Source organism: Jeotgalibaca caeni (genome assembly GCF_028863945.1).
GTDB classification, from domain to species: domain Bacteria; phylum Bacillota; class Bacilli; order Lactobacillales; family Aerococcaceae; genus Jeotgalibaca; species Jeotgalibaca caeni.
This window is the reverse complement of record NZ_JARBEA010000015.1, coordinates 1-18064: the sequence shown is the minus strand read 5'-3', so window position 1 is coordinate 18064 and position 18064 is coordinate 1. Positions and strand designations below refer to the sequence as shown.

Sequence of the window (18064 nt, the reverse complement as noted above, 5' to 3'; positions counted from 1 at the left end):
CATCCCCCTTTTTTAAACGAATAGACCATATACCCATGGCAGGATCCATACAACGGCTGCTGCCAATGCGACGAGTCCGGCCACACGGCCCACTGCTTGGTAGACTTCGTTCTTCTCATGGGGATTATCTGCCTGCGGCAGGCGTTTGATGATAATAAAAAGAGCCACGCATACACCCACCAGAACGACCAATCCCGTTAAAATGGATTGCACGACGTTTCCAGCATTTTGTAGCTTGGCTTCAACTTGGGCTGCATTTGCACTAGCAAGAACAGGATTCATAACAAAGAATCCTGCTAAACTTGTACCAATGACAGCCATTCTATTCTTTTTCATAAGGATCATCCTCCCTTTTCCGGGTCAAGGCAATAGACGGGGAATCAGTCGCAACGCGGTTTTTGATTGCCTGCTTCTCTTGAAAGTGACGGAGGGTCTCTTGGGCGGATTCAATCGTTTCTAAATTGGGCGAAAAATAACGGACGTTTCCTTGGGAAATTTTACCGATATAAACAGACCTTTTGCCGGTTTCCATTTCCTCTTCCTCGATAATGCGTAAGCGGCGCTCATAGGCTTCAACAATACCGGCCATCTCAATCCCATAAAATTCAATAAATCCTTGCGCGACGCTCGCACCAATAAACGTTAATTCATTAAAAATGGCTTTCGTGTGCATATGAAATTTTGAAAAATCAATGGTCTTGACCTTTGAAATGGATTCTCGTTCACCGCGATTTTCTAAAAAGCGCTGCAAACGAACTGGGTTAATGGTGACAGTGCGATTGGCTTCCTGTTCCAAAAGAGCTTTGCGTAAGGTCGCAAGTGGCTGTCCTTCTTCTTGTAAGAGTCGTTTTTGTTCCGCATACGATTTTGTTTGGAGCACATGATTGTATAGCAGGCCTTTCTCGTCGTTGCGCAGAATAAGGACCGGTGACGTTGAGTGGGACCATTTCTCGATAATCATCAACTCACCTACTTTTGTTTATATCAATTACGATTGTTTTATCTTTATTGATATAATAAAGGGCACAGGAGTAGAATACAACTAATAACCCCTGGGAAAAATCTTTTTTTGTAAAAAATCCTGGAACCCGATTGAAAGGACTTGATTGGGTTTTTGATTCATCGCGTACGCACGCTCTTTTAGACGGATGTGTGCCCAATCAGTGAGGCGCACACCAAACTGGACTTTCTCCGTGGCTTCACATGGTCGCCCTTCCACATCGAGCGGCGCATAGGCGAGATAATAGGTTGCGATAACGGAGAATTGCAGACCCGTCTGCTGTGAGAATGCCTCTACCTGATTCGCTATTTTCTCGTCTAAGTTAACCGTCGTAGGCGTCCGTTCCAAGAGGAGAGCACTTGTTCGCCATTTACCGGTTGTTTTCGTTAAAACAGCATTTAAAAAACCCGTGAAATAAGCACTTCTGGAAAGGAAATAGGTCTTATGATTTTCATATGTAGCTACAAGCGCGTCTGGTACGAGCACCTGAAGGGTGTTGCGATCTGGTTCAAATACATCTAACTTCACTTGCAAATCATCTTGAGAAAGATCTGAAAATGCCTCTTCATAAAGATACAAGTGTAACAAGATAGCGGCTGTGCGAGAAATACCTAAGAAGTTGGCGCGCTGGACAAGCTCTTGATAGTTTTGGTCCGTAAAAGAAAACTTTATCTTCAAAAGGGGGCTCCTCTCTAACGATTGCCTCTCAGCCCTTTCATCCGATTCTGTTTCTTTTTCCGGAGGGCTTTTTTGTGTTGGCGCTCTTGGTCATGAATCTGTTGTGCCTCTTCATAGGCGATTTGCTTCAGAATTTGTTCCAATCTTTGTGGACGGAAGAGGGTCCGGAAAAGAAGGGATACTTTTTGTGGTTGAAATTCTGGATAGATTGTTTCTTTTTGAAGCGTTTGTACGTAATCTGTCACAATTTGTTCAGCAACCAACCCTTTTTCCAACACTTCATTGCATACCATCGTGCGCAGGCGCGGATCTTGTAATTCTTCGGCCAGAGTCGGATAATCTGCAGCCAATGTTGCCTGAATGGCGCTTCGTTGGCGTGGTTCATTCAAATAGCGTGCCAGTAGTTCATAAGCACTATCATCATACTTGAATAAAGGGTGTTCATGAATGTTCTGCAAGGTCGAAAGCGTTAAACGATCGCCATAATAATCAATCGCATCTCCGTATAAAATGCGCTCGTGAATGGATAATCCTGCCACATCCAGGGTTGGGAAAACGCGGTTGATTTTGGCCTCGTAGTAGCCATCAATCACTTTCAAGGCGAGTTTGGTGCGTTCGAAATCCTTCACAATATACTTCAGTGCCGCCTGTTGTTCGGAAGTAAGACTTTGCAACGTTTCCGGCGTAAAATGAGCAATGTGATAGTTGGTTTTGAAGGTTTCCAGTTGCGTCTGTAAGCGATTATAACGTTTGTTGTATTCATCATACGTTTCCAGCGGTTGTTTCGCAATGATTTTCAGGTATGTGGCCAATTCTTGATTGGTTTCCACCGTTAAAAACTGATTCGTTTCTTCTTTGGTTAGCGGGCGTTCGCGCTGCATCGTTTCTTCTGCTAAACGGTTAATGGCATGTTGGCTGAGTTGATCGACCTGTAATTCAGGATAGTAACGGGCCATCATCCGGTTGCTTTCTTTGGCAATGAGTGTGAAGGCTTCCTCCACTTTTTCATCCTGAGATAGGATGGTTTCGATTCGTGAGGGACCATCGGAAAACAAGACAGCCGTCTTTTCGTTCGTGAGCCAGTTGACCAAAATCCGCTTCTTTTCGACCAGGTTGTCATAGCTGATAAATAGCTTGAGTTCTTTTGACAAAGCTGCAATTTGTTTCTTCTCGTTCGGCGAAAGCAGGCGCTGAATCCCTTCCCTCTCTTCTGTAAACCGCAGGTCTTGTTTCACATCTTGTAAAATTTCTTGAGTGGCATTTTCCTTTTTAATCAAGACATTTATCTGGACGCGATCGCTAATTTTTCCTTTTTTAGTCATCTCACGGGCAACAACGCCCTCGTGGATAGTCGGTTGGTCAACGCGGCCCAAAGCAGCATGTGATTGTTCAGTGATACGTTCGGAAAAGCCATTTTTTTCTAAGTACGTATTTGTTAAATCGGCCCATCCTTTTCGCCACTCATGCATGGTCTCTTTATGATCCCAATCGGTCACATTCTCCTTCCGATTGGCGCGATAGCCGCTCTTCGTATAAAGCGGATTACCTTCTTCATCGTACAAATAAACTTTTCGGGATTTAATGCCCCAATTTCCATTTTCATCAAACGGACGGGTCGTCAGCATCACGTGAAAGTGCGGGTTGTGTGCGTCGTCCAGATGAATTGCTACATCCGCCACCATCCCCCGGTCAACGAAGGCTGTTTGGCAATATTCCTTGGTCAAGGCGACTTGTTGGTCCACGGATAGTTCAACCGACAAGGCCACGTTGAATTCACGTGCGAGCTGCGAATTTTTCGCCTTCTCATGCTTCTCAACTTCATTCCACAAGCGTTCCCGTTCCAAGCACCATTCCGGTGCATGATCCGGTTTGAGAATAAAAGTAATGGGTGCTACTTCCCGTTTATAGAACTTGGTCTGTCCGTACCGTTCATCATATAGTTTTTCCCCGCTGCGGTAAGCAGCACTGGCGACCGCCGACTGGCCTTTGCTGCGGGATATGATCTGTCCGGAAAAATGATAAATAGCCATGGTGAGCGGAACCTCCTTTTCATTTTTTTATCTTGGTTTTTCTACATGAACAGGAGGTGAATTTTAACCCCCACGCTGATTATTGAGCACAATTAGCAACTCTATTTTTATGAAATAAAAGATGGAGTATAAGTGCGCCCTTTACAGGGATTATTGTATCACGTCCTTTTTGTTTCCCATAGTCATTTGGTTGTGGGATACTTACTTTGAAAGCGCATCATAGGAATTTGAAACACTTCCAGTCACTTGTGAGATATAGCAATCGCAACAATTAAAGGGGGAATACGTAATGGATTATGAAAAGTTTGTAACGTATCTCGAGAATAATAATTTGGAATCCGACCATCAGGAATTGTATAATTTTTCGCAACTGAAACTAGCCCGCTATGAACTTAGCAATCTGCTTTCTAAAAATGAATTTAAAAAGGATACCGAAGAAAAATTGAAGCGGATTTTAAGCCACTTAAATAAAATTCATGCTAATCAGACCCATTTAGAAAAGATCGTTCAAGCGGTTTATCAAGATGAATAAATAAAGCTCAATGGAGTGTTTTTAGAAGTGAAAGGAGAACAACCATGGCAAATATAAATAAAAAACTCGAACAACTGGAAAAAATTAAAGAGGAAATTGCATTAGAAAAACAAAAGATTGAACAGGATTTAGGGAAAGAAATAATAGCGGTATTGGATTTGGATTACGACCAGCTAAATAAAAAAGAAATGAAAGCTTTAGCAAGCAAGTTCAAAACATTTTATGACGATTCATACACACAACCCTTCGATAATAATGAAGACGAGTTGAAGAAAAATGCCACAAATTAAAAAATTGGAACAAGAAAAAAATTGTCTTGAACGTTCGCTCCTCCGAGACAGTCAGCTAGAGCGAAAAAAACGAACTCGGCGTTTGATTCAAAAAGGTGCCCTCCTGGAAAAGTATTTTGAGGCTGAGCATTTATCGGTTGAAGAAACCGAAGAATTGTTAAAAATGTTTTCTGAATATGTAAATGGAAATAAAGGTAGTAAATACAAGCTTTAGTATTTACTACCTTTATTTATATTCTTAAAGCACGTTATGAATAAAAATACTATGAAAATTATATTAAAGAAGGCACTTATGTCTATATCTGAAAAAATCCCTTGATTTAAAAAACGGCTAAAATTATTGCTGTTTCTCTTTTAGGCTCTTTACTTGGATTTGCATCCCTTGCTATGTCTTTCAGACATAAATGCGAACAGTAAATTTGACAAAAATTATTTTTAATAGGCAAATGGACCCCTTTTAAAAAAAGAAAAGGGCAACAAACAAGAATAAAATTTCTATATGAATACTAATGCTTACAAAATAGTTAAACGTGATTATTTTGTAAGCATTTCAATTTATTGGTATATAATAATCTTAAAGAGCAAAATATTGAGGAGGTTTGTCATGTTAAAGCAAATTATATTTACTTCTATTACCATACTAGGACTAACTGCATGCACCAATACTGAGAATATGACTTCTGAAAATAATGCTGAGATTCCAGAAGATAGCGTTGCTTTTGAAAAAAATGAAAAAGAAATTATTCCTGTCGATATTGAAAATAGTTGGGCTTTCGATGTTTCACAACCTGAAGAAATATTCAAAGATGCTGAGTTAGCCGTAGCAATTCGCGTGAACAGTGTAAATGAAATGGGATTTTTTATTGATCCAGAATCGGGAACACCAGTAACACCGATTCACGTTGAAATAATTGAAGTATTAGCAGGTAAAATATCAAGTGGTGAAACAGCTATATATCAATGGGGCGGTCTGGTTTCGGCACGTCAAGAAATAGAGATTTCCGATCCTGAGCGTGTTAGAAAGTACGGATGGGATAAACTAACCGATGAAGAATTGGATCAAACATATTTTGATTATAAAGGCGAGGGATATTTTACCTTTATTCCTGGTAATGAATATGTAGTAGCTTTACAACAAGATGAATTTACAGGAGATTTGTACCTTGGTGCTAATGGTTATGATGTTTTTATTCGCCTTGAAAATAATACAACATCCTTTTCAAGCTCAAATGATACGATTTTAACGAATGTCTTAACAGATAATGAAATTACTACATATGAAATAGATAGTTTACAATAAAAAAGGTAAATCCTCCTAGGAATTAAGATTTTTCTCTTATTCCTGGGAGGTTTTTTTATTTTGAAAAAAATTCTCGGAAGAAATTGGCTACTCGATTAGGAACAGACGTGTCTTTCAATCCGCCTTCCTGCTGTTTCTGCAAGCACCACTCGCCTGTCTCTTTGTAAAAGGACTGGATCAATGCCATTTTTTCTTCGGGAACTAGAACCATTCCTGCAGGAATGGCTTGCTCCTGCACCGCAGAGGTGGATTTTCCCTTCTTGACAACTTCGTACTCATTTTTCAGTGTGACTACTGATTTTATGCCGTATGTGTCATAAATGACTTTACCTAATTTGTCCTGTTCCTCTTTGTTGAGCTTCCGCTCCATGCGACGAATGGCATTGCGTTCCTCCTTCTTTTTCTGTGCTAATGCTTCTCGTTCTTTTTTGTATTTGGCCTCCATATCGGCCTTCATTTGGGCGATAACTTCTTCGGGTGTTTGTCCGCTTTTTTCTACCACGTTCTTTTCTCTCCTTCCTTTTTCTATAACTGTTTTATGTGTCTATATAGCTATCATGAATGAGTTTGTACGTTCGGTCAAGATTGTTTACCAAAAAGGGGCGTGGGGAATCCTCACTCTATCTACACCGGAAAATGGAAGGAGAGAGCGAAGCAAACGCATGGAATGGTACCGGTGTAGTCTGCTTACTTCTATACATGTTTCATGTTATTTTGAGTTTACTAAAAAAGAGACGAGTTGATAGAAGAATGGCAGATAAACAGATTAAGTTTTACATGAATACTGCTGAATATAACAAGGCGGAAAAGAACGCAAAAGAAGTCGGTCTAAGTGTGAACCAGTATGCCAAGCGATTAGCGGTAGATGTAACCTCGATTGACAGTAAAGAGGACAGGGAAGTCATGGCTACCATTTCCGAATACATACTGGAGATTCAACGGACAAAAGCGGAGTTGCGGAAAATCGGGAGCAACCTCAACCAAATCGCCCGAGCCAAAAATTTAGAGCTGTATTACGATTCGACTTCCCACGATACCGCTTCTTTTGGCAGGGATCGTAACCCTGACCTTGAAATTGCACTTTTTGTGAAGTCGGGAGAGGAAGCGAAAGCGTTCAACCGCCTTGCGGACGAAATGGGAAAAATCCGCTCCCGTCTGGAGAAGTTTGAAGAAAAAATGGAGAAGGGGGCGCAAGAATGAGTGTTTTTAAGCTGATTGGCGGGTCAACCTCTGCCAAAAACACCCTTGAATACTGCGACAAGAAGGCAGTCATGAAAGAAGGGGTGCATTGCTTTGCCGATACCGCTGAAAAAGATTTTGAGCGTGTCTGTACTGCTTATGGCAAGGAAAAAGGGCGTCAGGCGCTCCATTTCACCTTCTCCTTCGCTCCTGATGAGTTAGACCCTAAGAATCCTTCACACCAACGTAAAGCGCTGAAAATGGGCGTTAAAATGGCACAAGCGATCTCGAAGCATAATCAGTCTGTCTGCTACGTCCATGACGACCAGGGACACCTGCACGTTCACATTGTCATGAACGCTGTCAGCATGGAAGATGGCTCCAAATTCCAAATGGACGTGTCCAAATACCGCTATCAGCAAGGCAAAGAAGCGGATTACAACCACCCGAATCTCTTTGTTTTAAGGGAAAAAGCGGACGAAATCGCACGAGAATACGGACTGGAACCCATGTCACAAGAAAAAATCACGCAAAAAACGGCTTATAACCGCCAAAACCCACAAAACAGTTGGAAAGGGCGCATGGAACGAGAAGTAACCTCTGCTTTGGAAACCACCACCTCATGGGATGACTTTTTAGACACGTTGCAGGAAAACCAGATTGGTGTGGTGGTTCGTGGGCAGACTACCACGTTTGAAGACTTGTCCCGCAAGCTGTTGCGAGATAAAAAATACAAGGTGCGCTCCACTACCCTGATTGACGGATTGACGACAGATAAGATATTCGATCACTTGAGAAGAAATTTTAAGGCTGAATTAGAGCTTTTGCGCTCTCGTAAGGGAAATATACCCAAAAACAAAATAAAAACGTCACAGAGGCGAAATTTGAGCCTGAAAATAGACCTTCTACTCCGTTGCCGTCCATTCAGAGAGTGTTAAACGATGATGTCGAAAAATGGCGTGCCGAGAAAGACTATGAGCGCCTGCGCCAGAAAATTGCTCGAGATCAAGCGCAAAGAGAGCTGTAGCAGGAAAGTCATTGGTGTTGTTGTCATTTTTTTTACGTGTTATAATTACTTTGCGATAACGAAATTAAGTCTCATGGACGACACAAAGCCACGCCTACTACGAATAGGTGTGGCTTTTTTTGCGTCTGCTGCGACGACAGACGTGTGGGTTAGGTGGCAACTTGCTTGTTACCGCTAATCATCTAACCAATGATCAACCAATACTAATATTAGTCCCACAAGAAGTGGTGCGATAACTAACGAAATCAAGTCTTTCATGAACAACACCCCCTTTAGGGGCAAGTTGCCGTTGATTAATATAACACATCCGCCTTTGGGTATATAGGGCTTGCCCTGCACGAACGAAGTGAGCCTGTAACAAAGAAGGTTTTTAGGAAAAAGACGCGGTTAAGAAGTAGGAAGTAGTAGGCTCCTCCGCCCAAAAATCTTTCCTGCCAACGGTTTTGATTTTTTTAATGCTTTTGGAAGCTTGCGGAGCAAGGTTTCCTTAGTCTTACCAAGTAGGACAGAGAGACCAAAAAGTACTTAATCCTATAAAAAAAGAATTAAGTGATATTTTTGAAGATCTAAAAATACAAAAAATAAATCAAAAAAACGTGGCAACAAGGTTTTAGGATATACCTTTACATTTGCTTCAGAACCATACGATTCGAACGATTTCTCGCATGGTATTAAAACAACAAACAAAAGAAGAAAAATCACATTCTCGAAATGAGAAGAAGGTTTCTAGGAAAGAAAAACTGCCAGAATGGGAAAAAGAGGGCTATGTCCCACCTGAAGAAAAACCTCTTGCCGCAGAGGAACAAGCTAAATTTGATCAGCGTTTGGAACAGTTTCGCTCAAAAATGGAAGGCAATAAGACTTAGGTAAAGTGAGGTTTTCGACTTTTTAAACTATCCTATCGAATCAGAAAGCATGATTGTATAGTAAATTTAATAAAAAGCAGACAGGCTATTTATCCCTGTCTGCTTTTTATTAGTTATGTTTTAACGATATGCTAGTTTGCCTTTTAATTTTAAATAATCACATTTATATTAATAAATCCATAATAATCAAGGTATAACTACATTGGAAATTGTTCTTGAAAAGCTGCCGCCTCCTCCCACTATATTTCCTCCATAAACTGTACCTGATGAAGTGATTTGAATTTTATATCCAGAATTAAACTTTAATTCTGTCTCAATATACTTAGCAATAATTCTAGTACTTGTTGTACGTTGTGCTAGTGAATATGCGTATTGAGGTCCTGTATAAGGAGATGTTACATACACTTTAGTCTGTCCCGTCATTTCATAAAACTTTGGTGAAGTAAGCCCTGTAGGATATAGTTCTGTGTAGATATCTAATCCATTACTATCATATGAAGCTACTACTTTACAATTAATAACATCTATTCCAATAGCGTAAGGCTGAATATTTCCGTCTAATATACTCCCATCATGCAAATCAATTGCAAACTCATCAATAACTTGAGGATCAGGTCCTAAAATAATTTCATCCGCATTAAGGTTAATTAATTCATCGGCAAAGACAGGGGTGCTAAAAATTATTAAGAAAAAAGAAAAAAACACGGTCAATAATAGTGCATGCTTTTTCATATTATCTCCTCCTGACTAATATATAAAATATAATTAATTGCTATTGATCTAAGTTGAATCAATTCTTTTTCCTGTATTCCTCTGAATAATAAAATATCTTTAAATAAAGTATCTATTCTCACACTATCTATACCGTCAATCACAAAGTAACCATAGTTATTTTCAAAAAAGATAGCAGTATCGTTATCTATTCTGTAACCTTTAAATTTTACAGACTCCTCGGATAAAGGCGAAAAAGAAGAGGTATCTTTTATATTCTCATAGAATGTTCTTTTATAATGTTTAATAATTGGAGAATCATTAGGAATTTTTTTGGCTTGATAATGACTTACTAAAAATTCTGAAACTTCATCCGTTGAGGTTTTTTTGAATTTAATAGTTTTTTTTAGTTTATCGTATAGGCATCTGTTTTCTTCATCTGTAATATTGAATCCAGGTTGAGATAACAATCTTGCTAAATTACTTTCTAACAATTATATTTTCCTCCTATCCCTTGAATAAACTACTATTTACAGTTCTTTCTTTAATCGATATTTTTTCTATCTCTTCTTTTTGCAACCGATTACAAATCACTATATCATATCTTTCATTTTTAATTAAGTTATTATTTAAATATGAATGTTGCTACATAGATCATTCTCACAAGAAAAATAGTAATTGGAAATGGGGGGGATATCATGACCGACGGTTTAAGCGAACTGGCAAAGATTGCCGAATTAGTTAATTTTTATAACAGTGATTGTTACTATGCAGTAATAAGAGGTATTTGTAGTGAAATAAATGACGTTTGCAATACTTCTACACGTTACCATCGTGCGTGGTGTTCATGGCAAATAGGACATAAATTAGCGTACCATAAACATTGAAAACCGCTCTTCAAACCACTACTTCGTGAGCCAATAACTACGTTTAAGGACTTGACCCGCAAGACCTTACAAAATAAAAAATATAAGGTACGCTCTTGTAAGAGAGAAATAACCCAAAACAAGAAAAAAAACGCCACAGAAGCGAAATTTGAGCCTGAAAACAGCTTTCAGCTCCGCTTCCGTCCATTCAAAGAGTGTTGAACGATGATGTCGAGAAATGGCGTGCCGAAAAAGAATAGCAACTCCTGCAACAAAAAATTGCACGATAACAAGCCCAAAGAGAGCTGTAAATCGTTGGAATTGTTGTTTTTTTTCGCACTTTTGCCAAAAAAATAACCCCCTTTTTTGGCTTCAATTTGCTCACTATTTTGGAGCTGGGAAATAACTAGTTCCAAATAAAAAAACGCAACGGAAACCAGCCCTTTTGGCCGATGGTCTGTTGCGTTTATTTTTTTATAATCACAGTGACATCTCGTTATTCAAATCTTTTTGGCGTGCTGCGACAAAGATAGGTAAAGGTTCAGGGCTTCCTGAAAGAATTTTTTCCAGATTCTTAAATTTCGCTACCCCAGAAGCCACATCTGGGTGCTTTTCGAGGAAGTCTGTGAGTGTGTTTTCTTTTTTCCATTCCAATTTTGTTTTTGATCCCGCCCACTTTTCGCCTATTTCAGACGGTGAGTGATTCGTTAAGATCCGATAATTTTGCACCTCGTTTGTTTCTGACTGCAATTTCAAATCATAAACCGTACTATTACCGATTGAAGCAATCGGTTCAATTGTTTTGATTGCATATAAATGATCCCTAAAATCGTTATTTTTAGCTTCCTGGGCGTTTTCTTTTATTTCTTGGTTATTTATCAATTCATTCTCCAAAATAGCTTCAAGGGCTTCAATTATCGCATACGAAGCCGTTCTGGTTTCCTCTAATGCCTCCGTTAGTTGTGTCACTTCTTTTAAATTCTTGGTCCATTGCGCCGTATATTGCAAAGAATGAACTTCTGTATCCAATCCAAAATGATGGGCCACAATATACGCCGTCATTTCAGCTTGGTATTCGATAACAGGTGTCCGTTGCAAATCCTCCGCTTTTTGAGCCATTTTTTCCTGATTATGCAGAACAGCATGCGCCAATTCATGAATCAACGTATGAATGTTTTCGCTTTCACTGTTGCGATCGCTTAAAACAATCGTGTGTGTGTCGGGACGATAATAGCCTTTGGCCGCACTATTGGTAATCTTTGCCGTCTCGACAGGAATATTCTGGTTACTGGCATAACGCACCAATGTTTGCTTTAAAACGGTCAAATCTTCCCCTGCATAGTGGAAATCATTTTTTCGATTTGGGAATAAGGTCGGGTAATCTTCTGGTTTTGCATTCGTTTGGGTGACGTCGAAGACCGTCCCCAGTTTGAAGCCTAATCGCTTCCGGATTTCAATTTTATCTTGATGTGCCGCTAAATACGCTTGTTCTTCCTTTGTTGCATAACTGATGTTTTTCCAGGTCCCTTGTTTCGTCTTAAATTGCTTAATTTCAACCGGAACAAAGATTTTGATCCCTTTTTCCCCTTTCAAAACAGAGAATCCCCAATCCTTGAATGTCTTAAAAGAAGCCACACCATAGGCGCCTTGAAACTGGGATCGAATCAGTAATTGATTCTTTAGCGAATAATCCCGGAACTGGTCCATGAAAGCCAGAAATGCTTTTAAGTCCGTCAGATTAACGGCGTAGTTCTGTAAGGTTTCGTTCATGTGATCGGTTAGCGTATCAATTTCTATTTTACGTTCTTCCGCTGATTTCTTTTTATATGGATAAGCCATGTCACTTCCCCTTTCGGTTCACTCAGACAACCTGCTTCATCTCGGGATCAATTGTAACAAAATAACTGTCTTCTTCTTCCAGCGCTGCTTTAAACTCCGCAATCAAATCATCACTGACCATAAACCCGACTTCTTTCTTCTCCTCCGGCAGATAAAAACAGGCCATATTTTCTTCTTCAACGTCTAACAATAAGGCTAATACCTGGCTCATTCCCCTTCACCTCTCTAAAAAACGTATTTCAAACAGTCTCTAACAGAATTGCTGTCTCTATTGGACTAAAAAATAAGTTAGAAAGCAACCATTATCCCATCGTTTAGCATTTTGCTTCGTTCAACCTTGCAAAAGCGCAAGAAAAATGGGCGTAACAATACCCTTAACATACAAACTAAAAAAACAGATACAGAAAATATTCAAACAAAACATCTGATTAAGTTTAAACAAATGATTCTAACTCGCTGCCACTAAATAGACACAGCCACTAAAAAAAGAAAGACATTATCAAAGATATATTGTAAAAGGCAATTGGCATCTTTTAATTTTAACCGGTATCGAGCTGTAGCGTTGTCTGAATGAGTGGACGATCATCAGCTGGCAAAAGGTTCTCCCACCAGCTGATGGCGCGATTAAAAAGACGCTTCAGTTGTTCCAAATACTGTTCTTTTTCTTCTTTGTTTTTTACTAAAAGAGCACCCAACAACTGATGAACGCTGGCAACGGTCAAGCCGCCATTCCGTCCTTTTTTAACACGCAGGACAATCTTATTTTCATGGGTTAACTTCTTTAACAAGCGATCGAAGGACCGTAATGGCATCCCAATCTTTTCAGCCAGGTCTTTTTTGGACGCACGCACATACATCTCTGTGTGCGTCTCTTGCAACAGATAGCGCATAAAATCCGCTTCCCACTCTTCTAAATGACTATATTTTCGTTGTTCACGCGGCTTTTTGAACTTCCACCACCCTTTTCTTGAAATGAATAAATCCTTTTCTTGTAGGGATGGTGAAACCCATTCTTTACACAACTCCAAAATAAAATCGCGATGCGCTGCTTGGTAGCGACCAGAATACGCACTTTTTAATACCTTCGTGAATTCATCCGTTTTTAATGGTTCTTGCAGTTGTTCGTTGAATTGTAAAAGGTTAAAATAACAGGTTTCGTAGCTGTATTCGGAAGAATAGTATGCCAAAGCAAGCGTAAACAGCGCATTATTTCGCCCTAATTTACCCTTCCCTCCCACGATATTTGATTTTTTTAACAATAACTCGAACCACGGTTCATCGACCTGACGATACGTTTTTTTATCCGGGTAGATAACTAATTTTGAAGCTTTCTTTGCTTCTAACTCTTGATCGGATGCCATCTTCATGGACCACGCCATCCAATTTTTAAAACTTTTACGGTGTTCCGGAGCATAATACACGATATTTTTTTGATTAGGGAAACGGGCAATGCCGAAATGGTTACATCCTAAATCGATTCCTGGTACGTGTTTAGACAATGTTTCGCGAAGCATTTTAGATATTTTCTTTGCTACCGCGATGACTTTAAATTGCGAATGTTTCGTCACATAAGCAGGTGTTTCCAGTACAAAATAGATTTGGTATCCGTTTGTCGATTCTAAAATGAGCGTAGGAAGGTAACCAATCAAATCCAAGCAGGCTAGAACAAGCTCACCCACCGGAGTCTCCTTAGTATCAATATCAACAATAAATGTGTTTATTTGTGACAGATTTTGCTCCTGATGACCTTTCACGATTAAACGACTAGCATCAGTGTAGGTGCCATAACGATAGACATTGGGCGTCCAATGAGTCAATCTGGATTCATTCTCCAAAACTGCCTCTTCAGAAGTCATGACAAATCCTCTTCCAGCGTTCATAGCTGGTTTGTTGTAAAAACCAAATATGGCGCCGTTTCGACCACTATTTGGTTCTTTCATCAAGCTAACTTTACTATTTTTATACTTATGCTTTTTGATACCTTTTTGCAGTATAAGCGATATTGTCATGACTATTCCTCCCCCCTAAACAAGAAGACATTTATCACCTGACTATCAAGTAATAAATGTCTTCTTGTTTATTTAAAAAATAAAATCCTATATTTTATTATCTGTAACAAATACAAAACCTAACATGTGATTGGTTGTAAACGCCATTCATGGCAGCTAACAACGTGCCTGAGTGGTCTCCTGTCTCTACTTATTGAGGCGGCTAGAGAGTAACCGGTCCCCTTGGTCCCAGTTTTTCATGGCTGCAGCTTGTCCCCTACAGTGTTAAAAAAGTCCCATTATTGCCAACACCAAAAGATGCTGGTATAATAGACACATAAAACCAGTGAAGTTTTGTGTGTCTCGTAGATTGGCGTCTACGGGGCTTTTTTTGTATTCAATTATCTTACCATGTTCTAAAGATAGCGATTAAACAATGGTTTGTAAACGTTTTTCAACCAAAAAAAAAAGATGTGTTAAAGTGGTAAATAACATTTAAACACTTTAACATTTTACCATTCTAACATTTGAACACTTTACCACTCTAACACTCTAACACTTTGGGGGAGACATTTTGTTTTGTTGATTTACCAACCTTTATAATCAAACGAAAAGAAGAAATAACATTGTACCATTTGAACATTTTACCACTTTACCATTCTAACACTTTACCATTTGAACATTTTACCATTCTAACACTTTAACACTTTGGGGGGCTTAATCCTATTTGATAAGGAGTATCCTAATGTTTTTTAACATTTTGGGGCAGGTTTTGTATACTTTTTACCCGACTTCATGTATGATAATGGTAAATAACATTTAGGGGGAGTTCGTTTTATGCAAGCAACCGTTATGAGTTTTGCAAACTTTAAAGGAGGAGTGGGGAAAACATCTACGACAGCATTGGTGGGATACAACTTAGCTAAATTAGGACACAAAGTACTCATTATTGATTTTGATGCGCAAGCAAACCTGACATCCTTACTTTTAAAGACGAAATCGGCTGATAGTGATATTATCACCATCGATAAGTCATTGATGGGAGCAATCAACGATCAAATTCCTTTGAGCGAAATAACGATCGATATTAATGAGAACCTTACCTTGATTCCTAATGCCGTTGATTTTTCTATGTATGCACGGTACCTAGAAAGAAACTTTGACAATGAAATAGATCGTGTATCATTTTTTAAAAAGTTAATTGAACCTTTAAAAGCTAAATATGATTTCATCTTCATAGATGTGCCGCCGACACTGAGTTTGTTGAATGACACGGCTTTCTATGCATGTGATCAAATTATAGTCGTCCTACAAACACAAGAGCGTTCTCTATCAGGGGCAGAAGTATTTATCACTTACCTACAAGAAACATTAATTAATGAATTCCATTCTCCTGTAGATATCTTAGGTATCTTGCCGGTATTAAGTAAGAAGGGCGCACGTGTTGACGAAGAAATTCTTAAAGCAGCACTGGAAAGCTTTGGACCTGACAATGTTTTTGAGAATAAGATATCGATTATGGAACGGATTAAGCGGATGGATATGGAAGGCGTTACCGATAATCCACGAGACATTCATGATCGGAGAGTCCATGAAACATTTACCAACGTAGCTAACGAAATTTTGAGTCGTTTAGAGAAAGTAGGGGTGTAGAATGGCATTATTGAATCATGATCAGATAAAAAACAAAAATAAAAAAACACTAACCCGAGGCCCGAAGATTGAAATAAATAATCAGGTGAGTCGTGTCGATATTGATAAGGATAATTTTACGAAAGAACCTTCAAAAAAAGAAAAAGCGATTGTATCTAGTTTTGTGACGGAACCCGTAAACATTCGCGTAGACAATCATATACGTAATAAGATAGCGGCATTGATTACAATGGGTCATTCAGATAGTCAAAAGGAAATGGTAGAGACTTTTGTGAATCTATATGTTGAGAATTTGAACGAAAGCGACGTAAAACGATTTGAGGATTTGGTCCAAATTTACGAAGATAAAGATGTGAAGAGACATCAAAAGAAAGTAAATAAATAAGCATAAATGTTATATAACATTTTAACATTATACCATTTTAACACTTAGGGGGAGTTTTTTTAATTCCCTTAAGTGTAACTCTAATTAAGTGTAAAAGAAGGGAGAGGGCGAGCACATGAGACATTTTTTAGATACATTCACACAAGATTATCTTGATGATATTCTCGTGCGATTGGCTCACCATTCGGCTGGAATTGAAGGGAATACCATTTCATTACCTGCTACTGTTTCGATCATCTTAAATGGCACCTTACCGACGAGTGGGAAAGCGACTGTTCGTGAGTTCTATGAGATTGAGAACCATAAACAAGCTTTTGAACGTGTGATCCAGCATTTAGTAAATGGGGATTCACTATCCATTGAGATTGTAAAAGAAATCCATGCAGATTTAACCGATCGCTTGCAATATGATCGAGGTCAGTTCAAAAAAAATGAAAATATGATTATCGGGGCTGAATTACAAACTGCTTCTCCGGCAGAAACTCCTTCGCTCATGATCCAACTCATTGATAATTTAGAATACCGTTTAGAGAGTGCAAAATCGGACGAGGAGAAGCTTGCTGCAATTTTAGATACCCATATCCAATTTGAACGCATTCACCCGTTCTCCGATGGTAATGGACGAATAGGGCGCATGGTAATGAACTACTCTTTATTACAATATGGCTTCCCGCCTTTAATTATTGAGAAAGGAACCAAAGCTCAGTATATCGAGTTTTTAGGCAATCAAGATGTAGACGGCTTTGTTCAGTTCGCAAAGGAAATCTTGGAGAAAGAACAGAAACGTATGCAATCTTTCCAAAATATGGAAAAAGAGAAAATTAAGTATAACTAATCAAGGAAGAGTGTGAAATGGAGCTTAATAAGGAGTGTGTAAGAGATATTTTGCTTGTAATCGAGTCTCGAAATGATGAACCTATTTTTCACCAAAAATTTCTCGATTTTCCTGAACTTAGAGAGTGTTCAAACGAAATAAAGACATATACGGCCAATAAATTATTTGAGGCAGGATACATTAATGGAAATTTTGATACCTATTATGATAATAGTATTTATTTAGCGATTAATTCAATTACATGGGACGGGCACATATACTTAGATAATATCCGAGATCCTAGAATATGGGATAAAACTAAAAAAGCCGCCTCTAAAGTAGTGGGAGTTTCATTGCCTCTTTTAGGTGAGCTAGCAAAAGGTATATTATAAAAGAACTTGGAACATAAAAAATTAAAAGTAATCTTTAAATAGACTTATTTGAAGATTTGCCATTTTATAAGGAACTATCTACCAAGTAGTTATTTTTATCAACCTCTGGTTTACGTCTGGGTTTAATTAAGTAGAAAGATGATTACAATGAAATGCTTTTAATCACGGAATAATAAAGTTCTTTTGATTGAACTTGGTTAAATAACGAAAAAATTATGAGCTTAAACTAATTTAAGCGTTTGTCTTTTCAGGTTCTTCTTAACGAAATTATTCCCATAGAAATTCTTTAATAAACGGTTTTAGATGGGGTTTTGGGGGATTATATACGTGAAGAGACACCTGTTTAGTTCAATTTGACAAATCACAATTTAAAAAAGGATTCTACCGTTTTTTATATGAAAACACAAGCTAAAAAAAGCGCAAAAAGTCACTACCCATGGTATCATGTAGGTGTTAAAATTTTAAATTTTTAGAGGGCTCTTGTTCTGTTGCCGCAGACCGAGAGCTTTTTCCT

Annotated in this window: 22 protein-coding genes; 11 read left to right on the top strand and 11 right to left on the bottom strand. The window is 38.7% G+C overall.

Annotated elements, in window-relative coordinates; translation table 11 throughout:
* Positions 1-12: 12 nt before the first annotated feature.
* From PVE40_RS04795 to mobQ, 4 genes are all read right to left on the bottom strand, one after another.
* Complete coding sequence (locus PVE40_RS04795; protein ID WP_420828511.1) at positions 13-345, bottom strand: CagC family type IV secretion system protein; 333 nt, start codon at positions 343-345, stop codon at positions 13-15.
* Entirely contained in the window at positions 323-961 is a 639-nt protein-coding gene (locus PVE40_RS04790; RefSeq protein ID WP_274730753.1) for a hypothetical protein, read from the bottom strand. The genes PVE40_RS04795 and PVE40_RS04790 overlap by 23 nt, the downstream gene beginning before the upstream one ends.
* An 81-nt stretch (positions 962-1042) precedes the next feature.
* Complete coding sequence (locus PVE40_RS04785; RefSeq protein ID WP_274730752.1) at positions 1043-1678, bottom strand: hypothetical protein; 636 nt, start codon at positions 1676-1678, stop codon at positions 1043-1045.
* A 14-nt stretch (positions 1679-1692) separates the two neighbouring features.
* The gene (gene mobQ, locus PVE40_RS04780; protein WP_274730751.1) at positions 1693-3708 is read right to left on the bottom strand and encodes a MobQ family relaxase; all 2016 of its coding nucleotides are present in this window, start codon (positions 3706-3708) and stop codon (positions 1693-1695) included.
* A 289-nt stretch (positions 3709-3997) separates the two neighbouring features.
* On the opposite strand from mobQ, the gene PVE40_RS04775 reads away from it, so the two are divergent.
* The 4 genes from PVE40_RS04775 to PVE40_RS04760 all read left to right on the top strand — a co-directional run bounded on the left by PVE40_RS04775 (position 3998) and on the right by PVE40_RS04760 (position 5830).
* Complete coding sequence (locus PVE40_RS04775; RefSeq protein WP_274730750.1) at positions 3998-4240, top strand: hypothetical protein; 243 nt, start codon at positions 3998-4000, stop codon at positions 4238-4240.
* A 44-nt stretch (positions 4241-4284) separates the two neighbouring features.
* The gene (locus PVE40_RS04770; protein ID WP_274730749.1) at positions 4285-4530 is read left to right on the top strand and encodes a hypothetical protein; all 246 of its coding nucleotides are present in this window, start codon (positions 4285-4287) and stop codon (positions 4528-4530) included.
* Positions 4517-4744, top strand: coding sequence for a hypothetical protein (locus tag PVE40_RS04765; protein ID WP_274730748.1), 228 nt, complete (start codon positions 4517-4519; stop codon positions 4742-4744). The genes PVE40_RS04770 and PVE40_RS04765 overlap by 14 nt, the downstream gene beginning before the upstream one ends.
* Positions 4745-5134: 390 nt before the next feature.
* Positions 5135-5830: a hypothetical protein gene (locus PVE40_RS04760; protein WP_274730747.1), complete on the top strand. Its 696-nt coding sequence runs from the start codon at positions 5135-5137 to the stop codon at positions 5828-5830.
* Positions 5831-5885: 55 nt separating this feature from the next.
* Here the strand turns inward: PVE40_RS04760 and PVE40_RS04755 are convergent, their stop codons facing one another.
* On the bottom strand, positions 5886-6332 hold the full coding sequence (locus PVE40_RS04755; RefSeq protein WP_274730746.1) for a hypothetical protein: 447 nt from the start codon (positions 6330-6332) through the stop codon (positions 5886-5888).
* A 248-nt stretch (positions 6333-6580) separates the two neighbouring features.
* Between PVE40_RS04755 and PVE40_RS04750 the strand changes: the two genes are divergently transcribed.
* Both PVE40_RS04750 and PVE40_RS04745 read left to right on the top strand, forming a co-directional pair.
* Positions 6581-7030 carry a plasmid mobilization protein gene (locus PVE40_RS04750; RefSeq protein WP_274730745.1) on the top strand — a complete coding sequence of 150 codons (450 nt, stop codon included), beginning with the start codon at positions 6581-6583 and terminating at the stop codon, positions 7028-7030.
* A complete protein-coding gene (locus PVE40_RS04745; RefSeq protein ID WP_274730744.1) occupies positions 7027-7947 on the top strand; it encodes a relaxase/mobilization nuclease domain-containing protein in 921 nt (306 codons plus the stop codon). The genes PVE40_RS04750 and PVE40_RS04745 overlap by 4 nt, the downstream gene beginning before the upstream one ends.
* A 263-nt stretch (positions 7948-8210) precedes the next feature.
* Here the strand turns inward: PVE40_RS04745 and PVE40_RS04740 are convergent, their stop codons facing one another.
* A complete protein-coding gene (locus tag PVE40_RS04740; protein ID WP_166063830.1) occupies positions 8211-8294 on the bottom strand; it encodes a type I toxin-antitoxin system Fst family toxin in 84 nt (27 codons plus the stop codon).
* A gap of 407 nt (positions 8295-8701) precedes the next feature.
* On the opposite strand from PVE40_RS04740, the gene PVE40_RS04735 reads away from it, so the two are divergent.
* Complete coding sequence (locus tag PVE40_RS04735; RefSeq protein ID WP_274730743.1) at positions 8702-8902, top strand: hypothetical protein; 201 nt, start codon at positions 8702-8704, stop codon at positions 8900-8902.
* 186 nt (positions 8903-9088) lie between these two features.
* On the opposite strand, the gene PVE40_RS04730 is transcribed toward PVE40_RS04735, so the two are convergent.
* From PVE40_RS04730 to PVE40_RS04710, 5 genes are all read right to left on the bottom strand, one after another.
* The gene (locus PVE40_RS04730; protein ID WP_274730742.1) at positions 9089-9634 is read right to left on the bottom strand and encodes a hypothetical protein; all 546 of its coding nucleotides are present in this window, start codon (positions 9632-9634) and stop codon (positions 9089-9091) included.
* Positions 9631-10107: a hypothetical protein gene (locus tag PVE40_RS04725; RefSeq protein WP_274730741.1), complete on the bottom strand. Its 477-nt coding sequence runs from the start codon at positions 10105-10107 to the stop codon at positions 9631-9633. Before PVE40_RS04725 ends, PVE40_RS04730 begins: the two co-directional genes overlap by 4 nt.
* Positions 10108-10959: 852 nt before the next feature.
* The gene (locus PVE40_RS04720; RefSeq protein ID WP_274730740.1) at positions 10960-12318 is read right to left on the bottom strand and encodes an ImmA/IrrE family metallo-endopeptidase; all 1359 of its coding nucleotides are present in this window, start codon (positions 12316-12318) and stop codon (positions 10960-10962) included.
* Between the two features lie 22 nt (positions 12319-12340).
* Positions 12341-12529 (bottom strand): hypothetical protein, encoded by a 189-nt coding sequence (locus PVE40_RS04715; protein ID WP_274730739.1) that lies wholly within the window; start codon positions 12527-12529, stop codon positions 12341-12343.
* 328 nt (positions 12530-12857) lie between these two features.
* Entirely contained in the window at positions 12858-14327 is a 1470-nt protein-coding gene (locus PVE40_RS04710; protein WP_274730738.1) for a primase C-terminal domain-containing protein, read from the bottom strand.
* 816 nt (positions 14328-15143) lie between these two features.
* On the opposite strand from PVE40_RS04710, the gene PVE40_RS04705 reads away from it, so the two are divergent.
* The 4 genes from PVE40_RS04705 (at position 15144) to PVE40_RS04690 (ending at position 17550) form a co-directional block, all read left to right on the top strand.
* Complete coding sequence (locus PVE40_RS04705; protein ID WP_274730737.1) at positions 15144-15959, top strand: ParA family protein; 816 nt, start codon at positions 15144-15146, stop codon at positions 15957-15959.
* A 1-nt stretch (position 15960) separates the two neighbouring features.
* Positions 15961-16344, top strand: coding sequence for a DUF5388 domain-containing protein (locus PVE40_RS04700; RefSeq protein ID WP_274730736.1), 384 nt, complete (start codon positions 15961-15963; stop codon positions 16342-16344).
* 115 nt (positions 16345-16459) lie between these two features.
* Positions 16460-17179, top strand: a complete 720-nt coding sequence (locus PVE40_RS04695) for a Fic family protein (protein WP_274730735.1) — start codon at positions 16460-16462, stop codon at positions 17177-17179.
* Between the two features lie 17 nt (positions 17180-17196).
* The gene (locus tag PVE40_RS04690) at positions 17197-17550 is read left to right on the top strand and encodes a DUF2513 domain-containing protein (RefSeq protein ID WP_274730734.1); all 354 of its coding nucleotides are present in this window, start codon (positions 17197-17199) and stop codon (positions 17548-17550) included.
* The last annotated feature ends 514 nt before the right edge of the window (positions 17551-18064 follow it).